Genomic DNA, 21,012 nt, shown 5'->3' with positions numbered 1-21,012 from the left:
ATTTTGTGTAATATGATATATATGAAAATTGGTCACGAAGTTAGTATAATTATTGAGGCAATAGAGAAATTAGGTGGTGAGGCAAGGCTTGTTGGTGGATGTGTTAGAGATTCAATTTTGCAGCGTGAAATTCACGACATTGATCTTGCTACTAATCTGCTGCCTAATCAAACAATTAAAGCGCTCAAGCTTTGCAATATAAAGAGTATTCCAACTGGTCTGAAACATGGAACTATCACTGCAATTTTACACAAGAGGTCCTTTGAGATTACAACGCTAAGGCATGATATAAAGTGTGACGGTAGACATGCGAAGGTAGAGTTTACTAATGATTGGCAAGCTGATGCTTCAAGGCGCGATTTTACATTTAATGCTCTTTATGCAGACAAGCATGGCCATATATACGACTACTTTGGTGGCATTCAGGACTTAAAAGCACGAAAGTTAAACTTTATAGGTAACGCTGAAGATAGGATTAAGGAAGACTATCTACGTATTTTAAGAGCGTTTCGTTTTCACGCTAAAATATGCATAGGAGATTTAAGTGATGGAATATTGGATGTGTGCAAAAAGCATTCACACATGATTCAAAACCTCTCTGGAGAGAGAATAAGAGAAGAAATATTTAAGTTGTTGGAATGCAATGATCCTGCTCCAACACTTGAGAGCATGCAAAAATCTGATGTTTTACAAAAAATTATTCCAAAAGAAGTAAAATGCGAAATTTTATCTTCACCACTTCTTATCAACACTAAACCTCCTATAGAACCCTCAGCGTATGTCCATACGCCTTTCCTAGATCCCAGTTTGGATCCAATCGATGCACTAACAAAATTAGCGTTGCTTATTAGGACTGCTGAAGATAGAGCGAGTCTTGGGGAAGAAGTGAGCAAGTTTTTACGTCTTTCAAATAAGCAAAAGAAAAAGCTATTATTTTTATTATCAAGCAATATCAAAACAGAGCTTTCAGGAAAAGAGCAAAAGAAATACATATCTTTATTTGGTAAGGAATTATATTGTGACTTAATGAAGATTTGTGGTATTGAGTCTGGAATAAATGTTGATGAGTATATTTCATTTGCTAAGATGTTTAACATTCCAAAATTTCCTTTATCTGGTGATGATTTAATAACTATAGGTCATCAACCAGGAAAAAATTTAGGTAGAAACTTGGAATTGCTACGACAACACTGGGAAGACAGCTCCTACACTTTAACAAAGGAGGAGCTGATACTTTATGCTAAAAGTTTTATCTAGACGTTGCTTCTTGCTTCACACTTACCGGAGTGCTATTAGTGTGACTCATGGAAGGATTAGGTGTTAATTTGTATTCTTTTTTGGCTTTTTCTGTTAATTGATACTCGTTTACTCCTCCTTGAGTCTGATTACACATTCCCTGATCTGGGGATAAAAATTTATCTCTTATACTTGATGCCAGTTGTAATCCCTGAATCTTATCTGAAAAACATTTCATTTCAGCTTCCGTTAACTTCTGCACAACAAATTTTTTGACTGAATCATTATTGCTATCATTTCTGTTAGCCAAAAAACCTGTGAAAGAATTTAGTATTGCTTTACTATCTTCTTCATTTAAGTACAACTTTTCTGCGCACCTTTCAACAAGAATTACCTGTTTGAGATCATGTTTTTTAACAAAATCTTTAGCAAGTTCTTCAACAACTTTGTTAACCTTAGTTTCTATGATCGTCCTTGCAGATTTCATCAAATTACTTTCCAACAACTCAAGTAACTGATCACTTTTAAATTTATAATCATTTTGATATAGTAGAGATTGTATAGTTTTCTCAAGAACTTTATGGCAAAAGTGTTCTCCTTTAAATTCAGGAAAACCTTTTTTTAACTCCTCATTTTTCTTAGATAAAAGGTTCTTGAGATCCTCATTTCCAAGAAGCTTATTGGTCAAGTTCTGAAATTTTAAAAAGGTTGATTTACTAGAGCCAGTAGTTGATTGTACAGTAGGTATTGTACTCATTGTATCTAGCACTTTAGTTTTTTCATCAATCCCTTCTAATTTTTTATCAACATCTTTTAGCTCATTTTTTGACTTTTGTTGTTCTTGATTATTTAACAGTAGTTGTTTTTGTGACTGCTCTTTCACAATTGACAAATCTCTCTTTAAGTTATCTATTTCATCGAGTAGAGCTTCTTTTTTTTCCTGTAGTTTTGTAATATCAGCTTTTGCTTGATCTTCTGCTTGCTTACGTTCCTCTTGTAACTGCTCAATCTGCTTATCTTTCTTTACAAGTTCTGTTGTAACTTTTTCTAATGTCTGTACTTGTTCTTGTAGACTAGTAATCTTACTTTCTAATTCTTTTTTCTCCTCTTTAGTAGCATTTAGTTTACTACTTGAATCCTTTAATTCATCTTTTAGATTAGTCTTTTCTTGCTCTAATTGTTTCTGAGCACCTTTCAATCCTCTTGTAAGGTCCTCTACTTCAGTATTTTTTTTCTTAGCTTGTTCTAATTCTGCTTGTTTCTCCTCAAGTTGATTTTTTAATTCCTTTATTTTAGTATCAGATTCGTTTTTTAACTGACTAACTTTACTTTCTAAATCTGTGTTTTGCGCTCTTAGGCTTTCATTATCTTTCTTCACAGTTTCATTTATGTCTTTATTTTTATCAGTAAGTGAAGTAATTAAAGCGCTTTGTTTTTCTATTTTTTCCTCTTGATCAAGTATGATTTGCTGTTGTGCGTTATTTTTATCCTCCATTTCCTTTTTTTCTTGTTCTAATACTTCATTTAATTGCGTTAAACTACGTATTTTCCCATCTTTTTTTTCTATCTCTACTGTGAGCATTTCTATTTTATTTGCAAATTCTTTACTGCGCTCAATTAATTCTTTCTGCGAATCTAATATCTCCTTAGACTTCTCCTTGAACTGTGCTAAAAATTCTTCTCCTCGTTTTTGTGTAATTGCTTCTAATTCTTTATAACTCTTTTTAATTTCTTCAAGTTTAGACTTTAACTCTTCATTTTCTAATTCTAAGTCTTCAATCTGCTGTGCTTGTGCTGCAAAAAATTTAGCAAATATTTCTTTTTCCTCTCCTAATGATTTCACTTGTTCTGTAAGTTCGTTCATTTCTTTCAATTTTTCTTGTAATTTCTCATTTTCATCCTTCAATTCCTTTTCTCTGTCAGAGTTGAAAAGATTATCAGTCTGCACTCCATTAACCACAATAACTTGATTGTGGTGTAGGATATTCTCTGCCCATTTATTCCATCTCCCTGGCAACATTTGTCCGATTGTTTTTAGATATAGCCAAGCAAACACAGTGGATAAGCTGTATTTTTTTTCCTTTTGTTTAATACTAGATTCGTAATTAACCTTATTGTTAGCATTTAGCATAAAATTATCTAATTTTCAAAGTATTGAAGTTATATATATTAATATAATTATTAAATAAATAATAATATAAATGTTAAATTGTGTGAAAATTTTTATAGATTTTAAGTAGAAATACACATGTTCGTAAGCACAGAATTTGCTTTTTCTATTGCTCTTGCTAACATTTCTTGTTCATTGTGCTGATTTTTCACGTTGATTACCTGAGCTGCCAAATTTGCAGGGAAAGTGACCAAACTAACTTCCCATAGCTCCACTTGTTTTAACACTCGAGCTCCGCTTTCATGATCAACATCATACTCTATTGGTATATAGCCAATCGAAAGCCCGTTAATAGTTCCAGTTTTGAGCATTAAATATGCTTCCTCTGCTTTTTGAATACCCAAAAGCAAATGTGCAGTTATATATAGGCCAATATCATTTTGGCAAATATCTGTAATATTACCTATAGGCTCACTTGGGTTGTGCTGCCAAAGAAGTTTTATCTGGTTTTTATTTAAGTTGTTCTTAAATGCTCCTGGTAATATCAGATCATTTTGCTTATCAACTATATTAAAAACGCTCGCATAGCCAGAAAATACTCCGCTTTCTTCTATGCTTTTTATTGATAATGGTGAATAGAGAAATTTCTTATTCATAAGTCCTACTTGTAAATTATGGTATTGGGTTTGCCAGCGCTCTGAGCCAGCTTAAAATGTCGTACAGATTGTTTTCCTATATCTCAGGATGAGTATAAGGCACTACAATATAATTCTATTGTATGCAGTGCTTTGAAAATGGGGAAGTACTTTTTTAGTTACAAAATTTGTCGTTTTGTGTACAGAAGGGTAGGGTTTGTTGCACGTTGGTTTGTTCAACGGCAGCGTTTTCTAGATTTGTAGAAACAACTTCGTTTGTAGGAGTAATTATTTTTCCTAGAAGGAAGCCAAATCCCAAAGAAACAGCGGCTATAAAACCATTCATTAATGGCTCTGTCCATGTTTCTCCCTCGTATTCTTGATGGATTTTAGAATATATCATTGTGCCTAAGAATGCTCCAATCATTAATCCAACCAATTTACTTGTTTCAACTACTCTCTGTCTTCTCAACTCAACTTCTCTTAGACCTTCATTATTGGCTTCATTCAGGTTTAAATTTCTTTCCAATTCTTCTGATGTTTTTTTCCCAGCATCTTGGGATTTTGTCGATGAACTTTTCTGTAAGTTTTCTAATTCTTGTGCGTCCATCACTACCTCACTATTAAAGCTTAAGTGCTAATGATACAGCACTATAATTGTTTAGTCAAGGTAAATACTAGTATATTAAGTAGATATTTACTATATTAATATGATTGCCTAAATTCACAACTAATTATTTGGGGAAATAAAAAGATTGTGTTTTGTAGGTGATTTGCGTAGCGGAAGGTGTTACCCCAGTTTTACAACACCCGGGGGGCTTTGTTGCATAGCGAGTAGAGATGGGAGAGAAAATCTAAAGAAAGTGGTTACTCTATTAAGAAATGAACATTTTGTAGAGTATATGCCATAGAAGATGAAAGTCAGTAATCATAAAGAGTGTAATCAATTTTTAGAAAAAAGAGGAAATGTCTTTCATTTTATCGATGAAGCTATAGAAAACGGTTCTGTCGCATTTGTAGGGAAGTAGAAAGAAGAAAGATATAATTGTCTAAAAAAAAGCAAAGATGTTTCGTATCAATCAAAAATTGTTGCCATATTTCAAAGGATTTAGCTTTTCAGCGGATGTTATCTGTATACATGATTCTCTTTGAGCTATCGAGATTTGGATGAGTATAAGGGGAGCAAAATGCGTGCGCCAAGAGAAGCGTTTAGAGAACAGTTGGTGAAAATCCAACTTAGGCAAAGTCTAGCCAACAGCCTAAAACGAACCATTATGCTGCGTAAGGTAACGAACGTAGTAAAGCTAATGGAACGGACAATACAGGGTGCAACGAAAGTGAAGGTATTGAGTCCCGAAATTTCCGACATCATAGAGGTCGACATTGTGCATTTTAGTGGAAGACAGCATGAAGGATAACGATAAGGCAAGTTATCACTCACTCTATCGGGATCTAAGGCCGTATCATGTATTGAGATGGGTTCTAAATGAACTTGGGAGATCCTTTGTATTCCTATTTAGGTACGTTAGAACAAGCCAACAAAGGCGAGGACTGGCGAAAGATACAAAGGAAGTCGGACTGATTGATAATACTCAGAGTGTGGGAAAGCCACATACAAGGGGAAGCGATCAGCAATATAGCAACTGGGATAGGGATTGCAAGACTAATACAACAGAGATTGGAGGAATATGCAAAAGAAACTAAACCAGATAGCGATAAGAACAAAGCGAGACAAGCGGTTAAAATTTACATCGCTGGTGCATCTAATTAATGCAGAAAATCTGGCGGAGTGTTATAAGGAACTAAAGCGCAACAAGGCTTGCGGTATAGACCAGGTGACAGTAGAAGCTTACGGAGAAAACCTAGATGAGAAGCTTAAAACTCTAGTAGATAGTAGTTGTCTAAGTGAAGAAGGTTGCCCCTCCTCACTCGACTGCAAAACCGTACGTGAGACTTTGCGCCTCATACGGGAGTGTTAAATAAACTGTGTCAAACCAAGAAATAAAAATATAATTGATATAAAAAAATGGAGGTTTGACATGAGTCAAGTAAACAGAACTACCGGTTTGGTAGACTATAAAGAACTGGAAGCAAATATTCTATCATCGATAAGAGAAGGAAGGCCGCTGACGGGAAGAGATGGAGCATTAACACCGTTTATAAAAAGGTTGCTAGAGGCAAGTCTGGAAGGTGAAATAGAAAGCCACATGTCAGCTAAAAGTGAAGAAAATAACCGAAGAAATGGGAGAAACGCAAAAACTTTACGCACGAGTGGAGGCTCATTTGAGTTGTTAACACCTAGAGACAGGGAAGGAAGCTTTGAACCCCAAATAGTTAGAAAAAGACAAACAAGCCTACATCCAGAACTTGAAGCAAAGGTCTTAAGCACATTTGCCAGTGGCATGGGATACAGAGATATAGCGTCACATATTGAGGAAATTTACGATCACAAAATATCGGCGGCAGAGATATCAAGTATTACTGACAAACTGCTACCAGTAATCAACGAATGGCGTAGTCGTCCGCTGCAGTCTGTATATCCGATAGTTTTCATGGACGGAATATTTTTTAAAGTCAAGGAGGACGGGCATTGTGTAAGTAAATGTATGTATAATATATTAGGTATAGATCAAAATGGCAGAAAAGAAGTATTAGGTTTTTATTTAGCTGAAAGTGAAGGAGCTAACTTCTGGTTGGGAGTACTAAATGAGGGAGTGTTAAATAAACTGTGTCAAACCAAGAAATAAAAATATAATTGATATAAAAAAATGGAGGTTTGACATGAGTCAAGTAAACAGAACTACCGGTTTGGTAGACTATAAAGAACTGGAAGCAAATATTCTATCATCGATAAGAGAAGGAAGGCCGCTGACGGGAAGAGATGGAGCATTAACACCGTTTATAAAAAGGTTGCTAGAGGCAAGTCTGGAAGGTGAAATAGAAAGCCACATGTCAGCTAAAAGTGAAGAAAATAACCGAAGAAATGGGAGAAACGCAAAAACTTTACGCACGAGTGGAGGCTCATTTGAGTTGTTAACACCTAGAGACAGGGAAGGAAGCTTTGAACCCCAAATAGTTAGAAAAAGACAAACAAGCCTACATCCAGAACTTGAAGCAAAGGTCTTAAGCACATTTGCCAGTGGCATGGGATACAGAGATATAGCGTCACATATTGAGGAAATTTACGATCACAAAATATCGGCGGCAGAGATATCAAGTATTACTGACAAACTGCTACCAGTAATCAACGAATGGCGTAGTCGTCCGCTGCAGTCTGTATATCCGATAGTTTTCATGGACGGAATATTTTTTAAAGTCAAGGAGGACGGGCATTGTGTAAGTAAATGTATGTATAATATATTAGGTATAGATCAAAATGGCAGAAAAGAAGTATTAGGTTTTTATTTAGCTGAAAGTGAAGGAGCTAACTTCTGGTTGGGAGTACTAAATGATCTCAAAGAGAGAGGAGTGGAAGATATTCTAATTGCATGTGTAGATGGGCTAAAAAGCTTTCCTGCAGCAATAAACGGTGTGTTCCCTAATGCAGAAGTGCAGATGTGTATAGTGCATCAGATACGTAACTCACTGAAGTATGTAGCTAGTAAAGATGCAAAGAGTTTTTTGAGTGATTTAAAGAAGGTATATCAAGCTTCAAGTAAGGAAATTGCCGAGAATTATCTGTTGGAATTAGATGAAAAATGGGGCACAAAGTACCCTATGGTTATAAAATCTTGGCAGAATAATTGGGAAAACCTATCTGGTTATTTTAAGTATTCCGATCCAGTTAGGAGGATAATCTATACTACTAATCCCATAGAGGGGCTACATAGGCAAATTAGGAAATTCACCAAAACCAAGGGCTCATTTACCAACACAAACGCCTTGTACAAACAGGTATATTGTGCTATAAAAAAAGTAGAGCAAAAATGGGTAATGGCTTTGCCTAATTGGGCATTAACTATATCTCAGCTCGATATTTTCTTTCCCAACAGATTGAAAATTCAGTTGAGCTAAAAATGTGGTTTGACACAGTTTATTTAACACTCCCTTGTGTTTCTTATATTTTCCATAATACACATTATGTAATTTTCAATACTAATAAAACTATTTACCAATCTTCTAATAAACTCCTAAGAACCTCCTTCATCTATCGGCTCCTCTTTCATTAGTATATAACCAAATTCCTTTGCTTTTTTAAGCAAATTTTTGACTACTCTCTCTTTGTAAAGTGTTTCATAATAGTTCATTCCTTTTTCTACATACTCTTGTCCATATTTCAACATTTGATAAAAGATACATGCTAATTTCCTTGCTGTCGCAGTTATTGCTTTTGGTGCTCCTAGCCTTTTTTTCAGCCTTCTACTATATGCACCTATTGCACTTTTGCTTCTCAACACACAATGGGCAGCCATTCGAAATGCATTCGCAGCGCGGTTAATAACTTTACGAGTTCCTGTTCCAACAATTTTTTCTCCTGTAATTTTATTAGCAGGGCTTAATCCAAGCCAGGAAGAAAAATGTTTTTCTGTTGGCCATTTATTGTGGTTTATACCTGTTTCCGAAATGATAGTTTGTACACTTAATACATCAAATCCTGGGACTTTAGTAAAATCTATCCCGGTTATTCGATTTAAATCTTCATCCACAGCAAAATCTGGACCATTCTTCTGCTTCCGCTTTCGTATTTTATTCAACATCCTGTTCTCATTTGACTTTGCCTCAAATGTTTTATAGTAATTCTCTATACTTTTATCACATTCCGTTATTTGCTCTTGAGAAAAAGTATATGCTGCATATTCTTGTTTTAGTGCAAATAAGTGTTCTTCTCTATAGTCTCCTGTTAATGCTTTTGCTATAGTAGGCTTATCATTCTTCATGTTTGAATTTCTAAATTCAGCTAGTTTTTGGGGGTCTCTTTCTCCTTCAATTATTGCTTTAATAATTTTCATACCTGTTACACCGTTGATATCACTAATAACCTTGTATAATTGAATATTCATTTGAATTAGCGCTTTTTGCATACGTTGAGTATGTTTAGCTGCATTTTCAATTAGATTAGCACGTTGTCTAACGTAACTACGCAATACACACATTTGATTATCCGGTCTAAATGATCCTTGAAGCAGTCCATAGCTGTGCAATTGTTGCAGCCATTGACAATCTTGAACATCAGACTTTCTACAGGCACATTTTTGACATGTCACGCATTTACTAATTTTACCTCAAATTTATATGATTCTAATATTTGAAATAAGGGAATCCAATATACTCCAGTTGACTCCATGGCCACAGTTCTAACCTGACACTTTTTTAACCACTTTGCTAAGTTGTGTAGATCTACTGTAAAGCACCCAAATTTTTGGATATGTTGTTCATCTCTTCCTTCAGGTACACATACATAATGTACAGTCGAGCCAATATCAATCCCTGATGCGTCAGGGTTTATTATTTTTAATTTACTTTTTGCTTCTGCCATATAAAATTCCTCCTATATTATTATGATAAGAAGCACTTCAGCTTGGGACGGTTAGGTTATACAATCTTCTCCTAAGAAACTCCATTAATTAACTCTTCTTGTTGAACTAATGTGTAGCCAAACTCCTGCGCTTTTTTGATCAAATTTTTCACAATTTTCTCTTTGTAGCGTGTTTCATAATAACTCATTCCTTTTTCCACATACTCTTGTCCATATTTCAACATTTGGTAAAAAATACATGCTAATTTTCTTGCTGTGGCAGTAATTGCTTTTATTGCTCCTAGCCGTCTTTTTAATCTCCTACAATATGCACCTAATGCACTTTTGCTATTTCCCACAGCATAAGCAGCCATTCGCAGGGCATTTGTAGCGCGATTAATGACTTTACGAGTTTTTGTCCCAAATACTTTTTCTCCTGTGATCTTGTTAGCAGGGCTAAGTCCTAACCATGAAGTAAAGTGCTTTTCTGATTGCCACTTATTATGGTTAATGCCAACTTCTGAAATAATAGTTTGTACAGTTAGTATATCAAATCCAGGAATTTTAGTAAAATCTATTCCGGTTATCCTATACAATTTCTCACGCAAGGTGAAGTTTGGTCTGCCTCTTCTAGACTTGTTTTTTTCCTTACCTAACTCTTTACTCTCATCGGACTTTGTTTCAAATGTTTTATAGTAATTTTCTATGCTTTTATCACATTCAGTTATTTGCTCTTGAAAAAAAGTATATGCTGTATATTCTTGTTTCAGTACAAATAAATGTTCTTCTCTATAATCGCCTGTTAATGCTTTTGCTATAGTAGCTTTATCGTTCTTCATATTCACACTTCTGAATTCAGCTAGCTTCTCGGGATTCTTTTCACCTTCTACTATTGCTTTAATAATTTGCATTCCTGTGACGCCAGTGATATCGCTTATTACTTTATGTAAATGAATATTCATTTGTACCAACACCTTTTGCATACGATTAATATGTGTAGCAGCATTTTCAATTAAGTTTTTACGTTGCCGCACATAACTACGCAATACACACATTTGATTATCTGGCCTAAATGATCCTTCGATTAACCCATAACTGTGTAGTTGTTGAAGCCATTGGCAGTCCTGGACATCTGACTTTCTTCCAGGTACATTTTTTACATGTCTTGCATTTGCAAGTTTTACTTCAAGTCCATATGATTCAAGTACTTGAAACAAAGGAATCCAGTACACTCCGGTTGACTCCATGGCTACTGTAGTAACTTCACACTTTTTTAGCCATTTTGCTATGTTATGAAGATCCTCTGTAAAACAGCTAAATTTTTGTATATGCTGTTCATCACTTCCTTCTGGCACACACACATAATGTATAGCTGAACCAACATCTATTCCTGCTGCGTTAGGGTTCATTATTTCTAATTTACTTTTTGTTTTTTTCATGGTAACTCCTTCATATAATTTATAGCAGGGAAACGCTTCAGCTTGGGACGGTTGATATAATACAATCTCCTAACCGAGGTAGTCTAAGGACTCCATCAATGATTTGACCGTTCCTCCAAAACCATGCTAAACGACGGGCACTTATGGCACCAGTGAAGATTCCGGTTATAACTGCATGAGGCGCTTCCTTCACAACTATACTTAAAACTACTAGAAACTTAAATTGATGAGTTTCTTCCTGGTTTGACAGATTCATTTTGTTCGATGCTAAACGAGGTAGTCCAGAAAGAACTCCATCAATGGCTTTACCGTTTCCCCAAAAACCATGCTTTCAAACGGGCATTTATAGCACCATTAATTGTTTCGGTTATAGCTGCAGAAGCGCTTCTTCGTAAGACTATATCCAAAAAACATAAAGTAAAGAGAAAGAGTTTCTTTTTGGTTTTACAGATTTCGTCTGTTCAGGCTTTTAAACAACAACCTATCGAACCTCTGGACTAGTACTTAAAAGGAACTATTAAAGTACCTCTTTAAGTATTAAGAAGCACTTAAAATTTCAACCTTTAGCTCCAATACGACCCTCTATTTGTCTTTTCTTAAAAAGCGTTAAGATATTTATCAATTGAGTAAGATATCGTATTAACTTCTTCTTCTCCTCCTCTAAGCAATAAAAATCTCCAACTATTACATGCAATAATGTAACTTTATATCTATACTCTCTTTTCTCTAAGCTAAATAGATGATTTATATCAAATTCTTCCTCCTTCCACCTTTGATATGTATCGCAAGCTTCCGTTGAAACGATAAAAAAGGGTGAAGTTACTGCTATTCACTTTTTGTATCGTTTTTAGCAAAAGCTTCCTCCCAAGTGCCTTGAGTTGCTGCACGGCTATACTCTGTTACTCTATTTTCAAAGAAATTTGTATGTTCCACGCCATTTAGTATTTCATCAAGCCACGGAATAGGGTTATCTTTAACATTATATATAGATTTAAGACCTAATTGCGTTAACCTTCTGTTTGCTATGTAACGTATATAATTACGCACTTCCTCTGCAGATAGCCCTTCAACATCTCCTAAATCAAAAGCAAGACTTATAAATTCATCTTCAAGTTCAACAATAGTGCGACACGCAGAATATAATTCTTCTTTGAACTCGTCATTCCAAATTTCATTATTCTCTTTAATAAACGTATTGAACAAATTGATAATTGAATTGGTGTGCAAGGTTTCGTCACGTGCTGACCAAGCAATTATTTGCCCCATACCTTTCATTTTTCCAAACCGTTGAAAATTGAGCAAAATTGCAAATGATGCAAATAACTGCAATCCTTCAGTGAAGGCACCAAATACTGCTAAAGTTTTAGCAACATGTTTTTTATCGTGCTTTTTACTTTCCTCAAATTCTAACATGTATTCATATTTCTTTCTCATAGCATCATATTTTAAGAATGCTTGATATTCACTTTCTGGCATGCCAATCGTATCTAGAAGGTATGAATAGGCTGCAATGTGTATAGTCTCCATATTAGAAAAGCTTGCAAGCATCATACATATTTCTGTTGGCTTAAATATATTTGAATAATGCCTCATATAGCAGTTATTTACTTCAATATCTGCTTGAGTAAAAAACCTAAAAATCTGGGTCAATAAATTTTTCTCTACATTCGAAAGTTTAGTTTTCCAATCTTTCACATCATCAGCAAGCGGAACTTCTTCAGGTATCCAGTGTATCCTTTGTTGCTGCAACCATGCATCATATGCCCAAGGATAATTAAAAGGCTTGTATATTGGATCTGCTTGTAGCAATGACATAAGGTACCTAATTATTTTGAAGTAAATATTATATTAAATGATATTGAGAATCAGTCAATTTAACTTTTTTGAAATTTGACGACAGATAGTTTATCAGTGTATTATGATTTCAAATAATTAATTGACAAAATGCGAGTATTAATATTTTCTGTTTTACTGTTTTCAGTAGGCTGCATGCACACTATCTATAATCACGGAGTTCCTGGCATTAATGTTGAACTGTGGAGCAAAATAAAAGTAGGTGATGATAGAGAAAAAGTGGTTCATACTTTAGGATTGCCAACATTAGTATCAAAGTTCGACGAAAATGTTTGGTACTATGTCTCATATAAAATTAAACAAGCTAACTTCTTGGGAAAAAGGAAGTACAGTAGTAAGTCTCTGCAAATTTCGTTTAATCAGAATGACGAAGTTACAGATATAAGAGAAATCAATGTTGCAGAAAGGTCTTTAGCTGTTGTTGATTGAAAATTTGCTGATCTATTTTTCATCACAAGTAACTAATTTAGGTAACGTAAATTCACCTATTTAGAATAAAATCTAATGTGACTTCGCGCCAAATGTGATGATGCTCAGCAGGTAAGCCAATTAACGGGCTACATTTATACACTGCACGCATTGCATTATCTGCTGCTGATCTAAAAAGAGGATTATTTTGATAAGAACTACTATCTGCTACGTTGGCTACAACGATCTCACCTTTACTGGATAATAATAAGTTAATTTTTATACTAAAATTTTCTTTATAAACTATGCCCTCAGGAATGCTCCAACATTCTGTCAGTTTATCCCTTATAGAATTAATAATTTCTGTTACAGCCAATTCATCATCTTTGTTCTCAATATTTTTCCTATCTCTTATTTCATTTTTCACCTCTTTGATGTCTTCTCTTAGTTTTCTTTCTACACCCTTTTTTCTTTTGGGAATTGGAATACCCTCATCAATTTCCTGTATTTCAATAATTTGCCTCGGTTGTACTAACTCAACTAATTCTTTTTTTCTTTGTGGTATAGGAATAACTGACGAACCATCCGTTTGGGCTTTCATTGAAAAAAGCAAAAAACAACATAAAGACAAAAGAAGAATATAATTAAAATAGAGAGGGCGCATATGTTAAGCAGCTTGTTTTACTGGTTTAAAGCTAATATTGCACATAAAGTCAATATATTTCAGTTGACTTAAACTCAAATTTGCTACACTAATTTTATTATCTCTATAATATCATATGGTCAATATACTCTAAATGAGATGGAAAGATGAAGGTGTTATTATAGCTGTTAAAAAATACGGTGATAAAAATTTAATTCTTTCTCTATTTACAAAAAATCATGGAAAGTGCAGAGGATTAACTAGGTTAACAAACAATAGCAATTATAAGTTTCAAATAAGTAATCTATTACATGCAGAATGGAGTGCTAAGCTACCTGAAAATCTAGGTTTTTTAAAGTGCGAATTGATTGAATCTCCATTTCATCATTTCTTTCAAGATAGGTTAAAAAGCATTGCCATTGTTTCTTTCTCGTCTATATTAGAAAAAGTGCTTCCAGAAAGTGAATCCTGCATCAAGTTGTATGATAATTTTAGACACTTCATCGATGTAATAAAACATAATAGCCAGTTTTGGCAAAGTCATTACCTTAACTTAGAGCTTCTGCTTCTTACGCAACTTGGATTTAAGTTAGACCTATCAAAATGTGCTGTAACAGGTGTGAAAGAAAATCTACAATTTATTTCTCCAAAAACTGGTAGAGCAGTGTCAAAAAAAGTAGGTGACTGTTATGCAGATAAATTACTACCTTTTCCACAGATGTTGCATGATGTATACAATAACAACCTACAAAATAGCTACTCATATCAAGAATTCAGACTAGGGTTAAAAATTACAGGGCATTTTTTAAATAAATATCTATTTCTGCAGTTAAATGCGAAATTTCCGGAGTTGAGAAATTTTATGCTATCATTTGAATCTTAGTTACTACTTATTTGAAAGAACTTCAACCAGTAAACACTCTATTTCTACCACTGTTTTTTGCTTTATATAAATATTTGTCAGCACGTACTATAAATTTTTTAACATCATCAAGGTCAGATCTTTGCATTGCTGAAATTCCAATGCTCACAGTTACATTATGGGTTGTATTTTTACCCACAAGTATAAAAGGTTCTTTGGCAATAATTTTCCTTATTCTCTCTGCAATAGTATACGCATCTGATACATTGGTATCTGGCATTACAACAACAAATTCCTCACCACCAAACCTAGCTAATAAATCTGTCACTCTGATATTTTCAGAAATTCTTTTCTGTATTTCCTTTAAAAGTTCATCTCCAGCATTATGCCCAAAGTTATCATTCACCATCTTAAAATAATCTATATCAAGTATCATAAGAGATAAACTTCTATCTTTTTCCACAGAATCCTTAACAATATTTCTTAAGTGTGCATCAAAATACCTTCTATTATAACAGTTAGTTAATGGATCCTTTATAGACATTTCCACATTATTAAATAAATTCATTCTCAAGGCATCTTGATACCTTTTGCGTTTCACTTGCAAATTAACCCTAGCTATTAATTCACTCTCATCTAAAGGTACTGTTAAATAATCATTAGCACCTACATCAAGTGCCTTTACTAAATTGCTTTTATCATAATCTTCAGAAAGGATCAGAATTGGTGTATAACGTGTTTCTACTTTACTACGAAACTTAGAACACAACCGTAGGCCGTCAGTTTTTGAAAACTGCATGTCAGAAATAATCAGGTCGTAATTATCCTTAATACCAACCTTTAATGCTTCTTTTGGATCGTGCAGTATTTTAATTGATCTGAAGCGTTGCTTTAGAACATTGTGTATCTGCTCTGCTTGAAAGGTGTCCTCATCTACAACAAGTATGTTAGCATCAAAAATCTGATTAGAATAATCCATAATACTGCTTTTTGCTACTCCACCAATCTCAGCATTAGTTTCTCCTCTCAAGCACAACTCATCTATTATCATCTTTAAGCGCACAAGAGACTTAATTCTTGCAGATAAAGCAGTTTCATCTATCGGCTTAGTTAGAAAGTCATCCGCACCAGCATTAATTCCTTCCACTCTATCATGAGTATCATGCAGCGCAGTTACCATAATTATTGGAATATAAGTCGTTAAGGGATCATTCTTTAGCTTCTTACAAACCTCAAAACCATTCATTTTTGGCATCATGACATCAAGTAAGATAATATCTGGCTGCTGTTCCGCTACTAAATCTATCGCCTCCTTACCATCATAAGCTACAATAACTGTATAGTACTCTGCTTTTAGCTGAGCCTCCAAAAGCTTAACATTAGATGGTATATCATCTACTACTAGGATTTTTGCTGTCATTTTTTGTACTATCTACATTGTAAGTAGGATAAAGCTTGCCATCTTCACCAATTATGTAATTGACTTTTTCAACGTTATGCTCTTCATATAATTCTTTAATTCCGGTATCCTTCAACAATTTCCTAACTCTTGATTTTACAACCCAGAAATACCTATATATATTTTTAATAAGATTAAGAAATACAGGTACTTTACTTTTATCAAGAACAATTATACTCACTAAAGCTACAACTAAAATTTCTGAAAGACCTATATTAAACATTTCCTATGAAGCAAGTACTTTAACTCTCCTGATTATGAGTATTAATTTACTTAAATCAAGTTTAGAAGCAACCATCTCATTCAAAAAGCTATTGTAACGTTCTATATCATCCTTATCATTAAGAACCCAAGTTTGAACCTTATCTACATGATTATCAGTAGCTTTTATGACTTTAACAGCTAGCTTGTGATGGTAATTGCTTAAATCGTCCAATAAATCATTAACTAAGCTGCGATCCCAATAAGAAGAATGGCTTTTAATCTTGACAGCAATTGTTCTAATCATATCAAACCTTAGCAGCGACTTTAATTTAAAGTATATTCTACCAGCTTCAAAGATTGATAAAGATGTCTGTTCAGCAATAGATATAACGTCCAGCGCATAAATAAGAATACGTAGATCAGCAACCCTTTTTGCTAGATCTTTATTTATGTTAAGCTCTAACAAAGAAGCTAATCCATGATTATAGATCTCTAATAGGTGCTCATCTAAAATATCATGGCCTAAAGTTTCAATTGCACCCCTAAATTTTGTAACACCATCTAGTTCTACAAGATTAAGCTTACCAAGATTTTTTACTAACCAAAATGATACCCTACCAATAAATTTTTGCACACTTCTCACTACTTGCAAATATGAATCAACATCAATTTTTCCATCCAATTCATCAATTTTCTGCCAAAGGCTACTTAAATTATATAGGTGATTAACAACGATATATATGTTAACTGCTTCATGTACTTTAATTCCAGTACTCTCAACCAAATTATTAATAAATATACAGCCCATCCTATTTACTACATCGTTTGTAATGCAAGTAGAAATAATTTCCCTACAAAGTTGGTGTTTCAATATGGAATCCTTGAACTCTGTTACCATCCTTTGTGGAAAGTAATTTAGTAAGTAATCACGGCACAAAAAATCTTTTTCAGGTAGCTCAGAGTGTATAACTTCATTTTTTATTGCTGTTCTTGCATAAGACATCAGAACAGAAAGCTGAGGAGAACAGAAACCTTCTCCATCAGTTAACATTCTTGCTACCTCTTCTTCAGCTGGAAGAAATTCTACATCTCGGTTTAGCAGCCCAAATTTCTCTAAACTGAGTAATAATTTATGGTGCTGCTCCAACTTTTCTTTAGCTTGCAAGCACTCAAGAAGCAATGCTTTTGTTTCAATCCTGTTATGGTTTTCAAGTACCTTAGATGCAACTTCATCTATCATGCTAGCCAGTATTTCATTCCTTTTTTCCAAGGAAATTCCCCCTTCTTTCATAATTGCAACAAAAGCAATCTTGATGTTAACTTCAAGATCAGAACATATTACTCCTGCTGAATTATCAATAAAATCTGCATTGATATACCCACCTATTTTAGCGTATTCTACCCTTCCAAGCTGCGTGCAACCAAGGTTGCCACCCTCTATAAACATAGAAGCTCTAATATCATGACCGTTTACTCTTAATTCATCATTTGCTTTATCGCCAACCATGCCATGGCTTTCACTTTTTGCCTTAACAAAGGTGCCAATTCCTCCATTCCATATGAAATCCACTTTTGCCTTGAGCAAATATCGAATCAAATCATTTGGAGATAATGTATCTTCCGTTATATCAAAGCACTTTTTCATTTCTTGAGAAATTTCTACTTGTTTGCTACTACGTTCAAATACCCCGCCACCATGAGAAATCAAATCTCTATTGTAATCCATCCAAGTGGAAAACGGTAATTCAAAGAGCCGTTTACGCTCCACGAAACTCTTTTCCGCATCAGGATTTGGATCAACAAAAATATGCATATGATTAAATGCTCCAATTAAACTCATATTTCTTGAAAGCAGCATGCCGTTCCCAAATAGATCGCCAGCCATATCTCCAATTCCAATAACAGTTGTATCCTGGTAAATATCCTTATTCATTCTCCAAAAATGGCGTTGTGCTGCAATCCATGCACCTCTTGCTGTAATACCCATCTTTTTGTGGTCATAACCTGCTGATCCACCAGATGCAAATGCATCTTCGAGCCAAAAGTTACATTCAGAGGATATTTCGTTTGCATAATCAGAAAATGAAGCAGTGCCTTTATCTGCTGCAACTACCAAATATGGATCATCTTCGTCATACCTAATCACATTTTCTGGTGGAGTTATTTTGCCATCAACTACATTATCAGTAATATCAAGCATTCCTCTGATGAAATTCTTATAGCATTCAACACCTTTCTCCCTTAAAATGTTTTTGTCTTTATAAACTTGCTTTATTACAAACCCACCCTTTGCGCCAACAGGTACAATGACCGCATTTTTTGTCATCTGGGCTTTCATGAGTCCCAAAACTTCAGTGCGAAAATCTTCCGTTCTATCCGACCATCTCAAACCACCACGAGCCAACTTCCCTCCTCTTAGATGTATTCCCTCAAAAAGGTTCGAATAGACATATAATTCACGATACGAGCGAGGATCAGGTAACCCATTTATTTTACTTGAATCAAATTTTATAGATAAGTATGGCTTGTCATCTTGATAATAACTGGTCCTTAAAATTGCCATTATCAAGTTAAATATCGAACGTAAAACGTAATCATGTGAAACATTACTGATCTCTTTTAGTAGTTCTTCAATTTTTTCTCTAAAAATATCAGTAGTTTCCGCTCTATCAACATCTATACTTGGATTAAATCTTGAATGAAACAGCTGTATTAGATGTTTCATTATTTTTGGATACTCTGATACTACTTTCTGGATATATTCTGGGTTATAGCTAAATGATGTCTGCTTTAGGTAGGCGCTTAGCGCTCTAATCAGAAGCACTTCCTTCCACTCGAGCCCAGCAATAATGATCAAGCTGTTAAAATAGTCATTTTTTATTTCCTTGCTGAACACTTTTACAAGTGTTACCTCAAACTGCTCTTTTAAAGTAATGTTGTCTATTAATTCATCAACTCTTGACAACACAAAATGATGTATCCATATTCCACCGTTGATTTCTATATAATAACCATTATGAGATAGAATCTTAGCCCCTAAATTCTTAGTAACCTTTAATATCTTTGACAATTCAAGACCACCGCTATTTGGAGTGTAAACCTTCAATTGATAGTTGAGATTGTCACGAGTAAGCCTCAAATCAACTTCACTGACTTTTTTCTTTCTCACTATCTCCAATTTTTTCATATCATAATACGCATCATGAGGTTCAAAATTCTCTTGATAACTTATCGGAAATGCCTTGCAATAGCGGATAAATATATCCTCAACAGTGCTAAAAGTATTATATAAATTGTCTATAAAACGATCTTCCCACTTTTCTGTAATGTTTCTTAACTTGTTTTCGATACGCAAAACTTCATCATTAAAAACGCTAGCGCTTTTGGTTCTTAGCACCACGTGTAATTTCATCAAATCATATTCATTGATAATGTGATTGTTATAAATATCTGAACTTTCTGCATTCGTTTCATCTTTCAATATATCGCGTATCTTAAACATTAGTCTTGCACTAGCATAACGCATCGGTATCAATACTATGCAACTAATAAAGTTCCCTACCTTTCTCAAAAATAATTTGACTCTTGGTCTAATCGCAAGAGACATGATCGAGGTGCAAATTTCAAATAACTCGTCTTCATTTGATTGGAATAATTCGTCACAAGAAAATGCCTGTAAAATGGAAATTAAAGCTTTATTGTTATGGCCACCAGGAACAAATCCTGCCTTTTTTTCTATTGTTGTAACCTTATCCTTTATTACCGGAATAGTTCGAATATCTTGCACTTCTGCTATAGAAGTAAATAGCCCAAAAAAATGCTGTTCCCTTATTACATCACCCTGATCATTAAATTCTTTCACTCCTATACAATTCATATAGGTACGCCGATGAACTATTGAGATTAGGTCTGATCTTAGTATGTATAAAGAATTCAAGCTTTCAGAAAAAATTGATGAATTTTGGTACTCTTCACTTGCTCTCATTAACCCGAGGCTCTCCTTACCACTTAGAGCAAGCTTTCCTTCTTTATTAGTAATGTATTCTTGATAACCTAAAAATACAAAATTGTTATTTTTCAACCAAGCTAAAAAATCTCTGCCTCCAGCATCCAATGCCGGATGCTCAAGAAGCTTTTTGAGCATCAATTGCCAGTCTTGTACAACGCAGTTAACTGCTTTTAGCGTCTTTCGTAGAGATTCTTCTAATGTATTAACAAAATTATCACTTATACCTTTAATAATTACATATATTACTGACTCTTTGATTCCATTACTTTCTTCCAAAAGACGAATTTTATCTATTAGGCTATTTTTTCTTTGAATATTAATTATGCTGTTACTATAATAGCATATAGTTAAACCGTGTGACTTAATAGTGGAAATGACAGAATCCACTAAAAAGGGCATGTCATCATTTGTGATTTTAATTATAGTGAAATTACCTTCTATTCCTGAAATATCATTTACATTACTTACTGCCAATTTACTTTCTTCTTTTTCTTTTTTAAGAATGAAGTTGTATGCATCTTCTGCAATGTATAAAAGAAATTTATCGTTGACTTTTAGGTCGCTATTATAAACAAAATTATAAAAGTATTTTATAAACTCTTTAATTTTTTCTTTCTCTTTTTTATTCCCTTGATCAACCAGCTTAAATAAAGACTCAACATTAACATTATGATTTATACACATTTTTCAAAACAAAA

The 21,012-nt window shown here is 34.1% G+C and carries 17 protein-coding genes and 2 pseudogenes; 8 read left to right on the top strand and 11 right to left on the bottom strand.

What is annotated here, in order from left to right; genetic code table 11:
* Positions 1-21 precede the first annotated feature (21 nt).
* Positions 22-1,257 carry a CCA tRNA nucleotidyltransferase gene (locus LEM02_RS05600; protein WP_226080451.1) on the top strand — a complete coding sequence of 412 codons (1,236 nt, stop codon included), beginning with the start codon at positions 22-24 and terminating at the stop codon, positions 1,255-1,257.
* On the opposite strand, the gene LEM02_RS05595 is transcribed toward LEM02_RS05600, so the two are convergent.
* The 3 genes from LEM02_RS05595 to LEM02_RS05585 form a co-directional block, all read right to left on the bottom strand.
* Positions 1,250-3,367, bottom strand: coding sequence for a coiled-coil domain-containing protein (locus LEM02_RS05595; RefSeq protein WP_226080448.1), 2,118 nt, complete (start codon positions 3,365-3,367; stop codon positions 1,250-1,252). The genes LEM02_RS05600 and LEM02_RS05595 overlap by 8 nt on opposite strands.
* 101 nt (positions 3,368-3,468) lie before the next feature.
* Positions 3,469-4,002, bottom strand: coding sequence for an HK97 family phage prohead protease (locus LEM02_RS05590; protein WP_226080446.1), 534 nt, complete (start codon positions 4,000-4,002; stop codon positions 3,469-3,471).
* A gap of 154 nt (positions 4,003-4,156) precedes the next feature.
* Positions 4,157-4,591, bottom strand: a complete 435-nt coding sequence (locus LEM02_RS05585; RefSeq protein ID WP_226080444.1) for a hypothetical protein — start codon at positions 4,589-4,591, stop codon at positions 4,157-4,159.
* A 664-nt stretch (positions 4,592-5,255) separates the two neighbouring features.
* Between LEM02_RS05585 and LEM02_RS05580 the strand changes: the two genes are divergently transcribed.
* The 4 genes and pseudogenes from LEM02_RS05580 to LEM02_RS05565 all read left to right on the top strand — a co-directional run bounded on the left by LEM02_RS05580 (position 5,256) and on the right by LEM02_RS05565 (position 7,995).
* Positions 5,256-5,399: a hypothetical protein gene (locus LEM02_RS05580; protein WP_226080279.1), complete on the top strand. Its 144-nt coding sequence runs from the start codon at positions 5,256-5,258 to the stop codon at positions 5,397-5,399.
* A gap of 164 nt (positions 5,400-5,563) precedes the next feature.
* Positions 5,564-5,752 carry a hypothetical protein gene (locus LEM02_RS05575; RefSeq protein WP_226080281.1) on the top strand — a complete coding sequence of 63 codons (189 nt, stop codon included), beginning with the start codon at positions 5,564-5,566 and terminating at the stop codon, positions 5,750-5,752.
* A 268-nt stretch (positions 5,753-6,020) separates the two neighbouring features.
* Positions 6,021-6,692, top strand: a pseudogene (locus LEM02_RS05570) (IS256 family transposase); the annotation flags it as partial.
* A gap of 70 nt (positions 6,693-6,762) precedes the next feature.
* The gene (locus LEM02_RS05565; protein WP_226079221.1) at positions 6,763-7,995 is read left to right on the top strand and encodes an IS256 family transposase; all 1,233 of its coding nucleotides are present in this window, start codon (positions 6,763-6,765) and stop codon (positions 7,993-7,995) included.
* A gap of 116 nt (positions 7,996-8,111) precedes the next feature.
* Here the strand turns inward: LEM02_RS05565 and LEM02_RS05560 are convergent.
* The 3 genes and pseudogenes from LEM02_RS05560 to LEM02_RS05550 form a co-directional block, all read right to left on the bottom strand.
* Positions 8,112-9,457, bottom strand: a pseudogene (locus LEM02_RS05560) (IS110 family RNA-guided transposase).
* Positions 9,458-9,528: 71 nt separating this feature from the next.
* On the bottom strand, positions 9,529-10,875 hold the full coding sequence (locus LEM02_RS05555; protein ID WP_226079207.1) for an IS110 family RNA-guided transposase: 1,347 nt from the start codon (positions 10,873-10,875) through the stop codon (positions 9,529-9,531).
* Positions 10,876-10,912: 37 nt separating this feature from the next.
* Entirely contained in the window at positions 10,913-11,131 is a 219-nt protein-coding gene (locus LEM02_RS05550; protein WP_143688855.1) for a hypothetical protein, read from the bottom strand.
* Positions 11,132-11,139: 8 nt separating this feature from the next.
* Here LEM02_RS05550 and LEM02_RS05545 point away from each other — a divergent pair, with 8 nt between their 5' ends.
* Positions 11,140-11,376 (top strand): hypothetical protein, encoded by a 237-nt coding sequence (locus LEM02_RS05545; RefSeq protein WP_226080442.1) that lies wholly within the window; start codon positions 11,140-11,142, stop codon positions 11,374-11,376.
* A 324-nt stretch (positions 11,377-11,700) separates the two neighbouring features.
* Here the strand turns inward: LEM02_RS05545 and LEM02_RS05540 are convergent, their stop codons facing one another.
* Positions 11,701-12,690, bottom strand: a complete 990-nt coding sequence (locus tag LEM02_RS05540) for a ribonucleotide-diphosphate reductase subunit beta (protein WP_226080440.1) — start codon at positions 12,688-12,690, stop codon at positions 11,701-11,703.
* 129 nt (positions 12,691-12,819) lie between these two features.
* Between LEM02_RS05540 and LEM02_RS05535 the strand changes: the two genes are divergently transcribed.
* A complete protein-coding gene (locus LEM02_RS05535; RefSeq protein ID WP_029237605.1) occupies positions 12,820-13,158 on the top strand; it encodes an outer membrane protein assembly factor BamE in 339 nt (112 codons plus the stop codon).
* A gap of 52 nt (positions 13,159-13,210) precedes the next feature.
* Here LEM02_RS05535 and LEM02_RS05530 read toward each other — a convergent pair whose 3' ends face one another.
* A complete protein-coding gene (locus tag LEM02_RS05530) occupies positions 13,211-13,738 on the bottom strand; it encodes a hypothetical protein (RefSeq protein WP_226080438.1) in 528 nt (175 codons plus the stop codon).
* Positions 13,739-13,934: 196 nt separating this feature from the next.
* Here LEM02_RS05530 and recO point away from each other — a divergent pair, with 196 nt between their 5' ends.
* Positions 13,935-14,663, top strand: coding sequence for a DNA repair protein RecO (recO, locus tag LEM02_RS05525; RefSeq protein ID WP_226080436.1), 729 nt, complete (start codon positions 13,935-13,937; stop codon positions 14,661-14,663).
* A 22-nt stretch (positions 14,664-14,685) separates the two neighbouring features.
* On the opposite strand, the gene LEM02_RS05520 is transcribed toward recO, so the two are convergent.
* From LEM02_RS05520 to LEM02_RS05510, 3 genes are read right to left on the bottom strand one after another with little or no spacing between them, the layout of a single operon-like run.
* Positions 14,686-16,062, bottom strand: coding sequence for a PleD family two-component system response regulator (locus LEM02_RS05520; RefSeq protein WP_226080432.1), 1,377 nt, complete (start codon positions 16,060-16,062; stop codon positions 14,686-14,688).
* Positions 16,034-16,324, bottom strand: a complete 291-nt coding sequence (gene tatB / locus LEM02_RS05515) for a Sec-independent protein translocase subunit TatB (RefSeq protein WP_006012003.1) — start codon at positions 16,322-16,324, stop codon at positions 16,034-16,036. Before tatB ends, LEM02_RS05520 begins: the two co-directional genes overlap by 29 nt.
* A 3-nt stretch (positions 16,325-16,327) precedes the next feature.
* Positions 16,328-20,998 (bottom strand): NAD-glutamate dehydrogenase, encoded by a 4,671-nt coding sequence (locus LEM02_RS05510; protein WP_226080431.1) that lies wholly within the window; start codon positions 20,996-20,998, stop codon positions 16,328-16,330.
* Positions 20,999-21,012: the final 14 nt, after the last annotated feature.

Origin of the sequence: Wolbachia endosymbiont of Tribolium confusum (assembly GCF_020405475.1) — a bacterium.
Lineage (GTDB): Bacteria > Pseudomonadota > Alphaproteobacteria > Rickettsiales > Anaplasmataceae > Wolbachia.
Note: the sequence above shows the minus strand (reverse complement) of the source record. Positions and strands in the feature narration are given on the sequence as shown.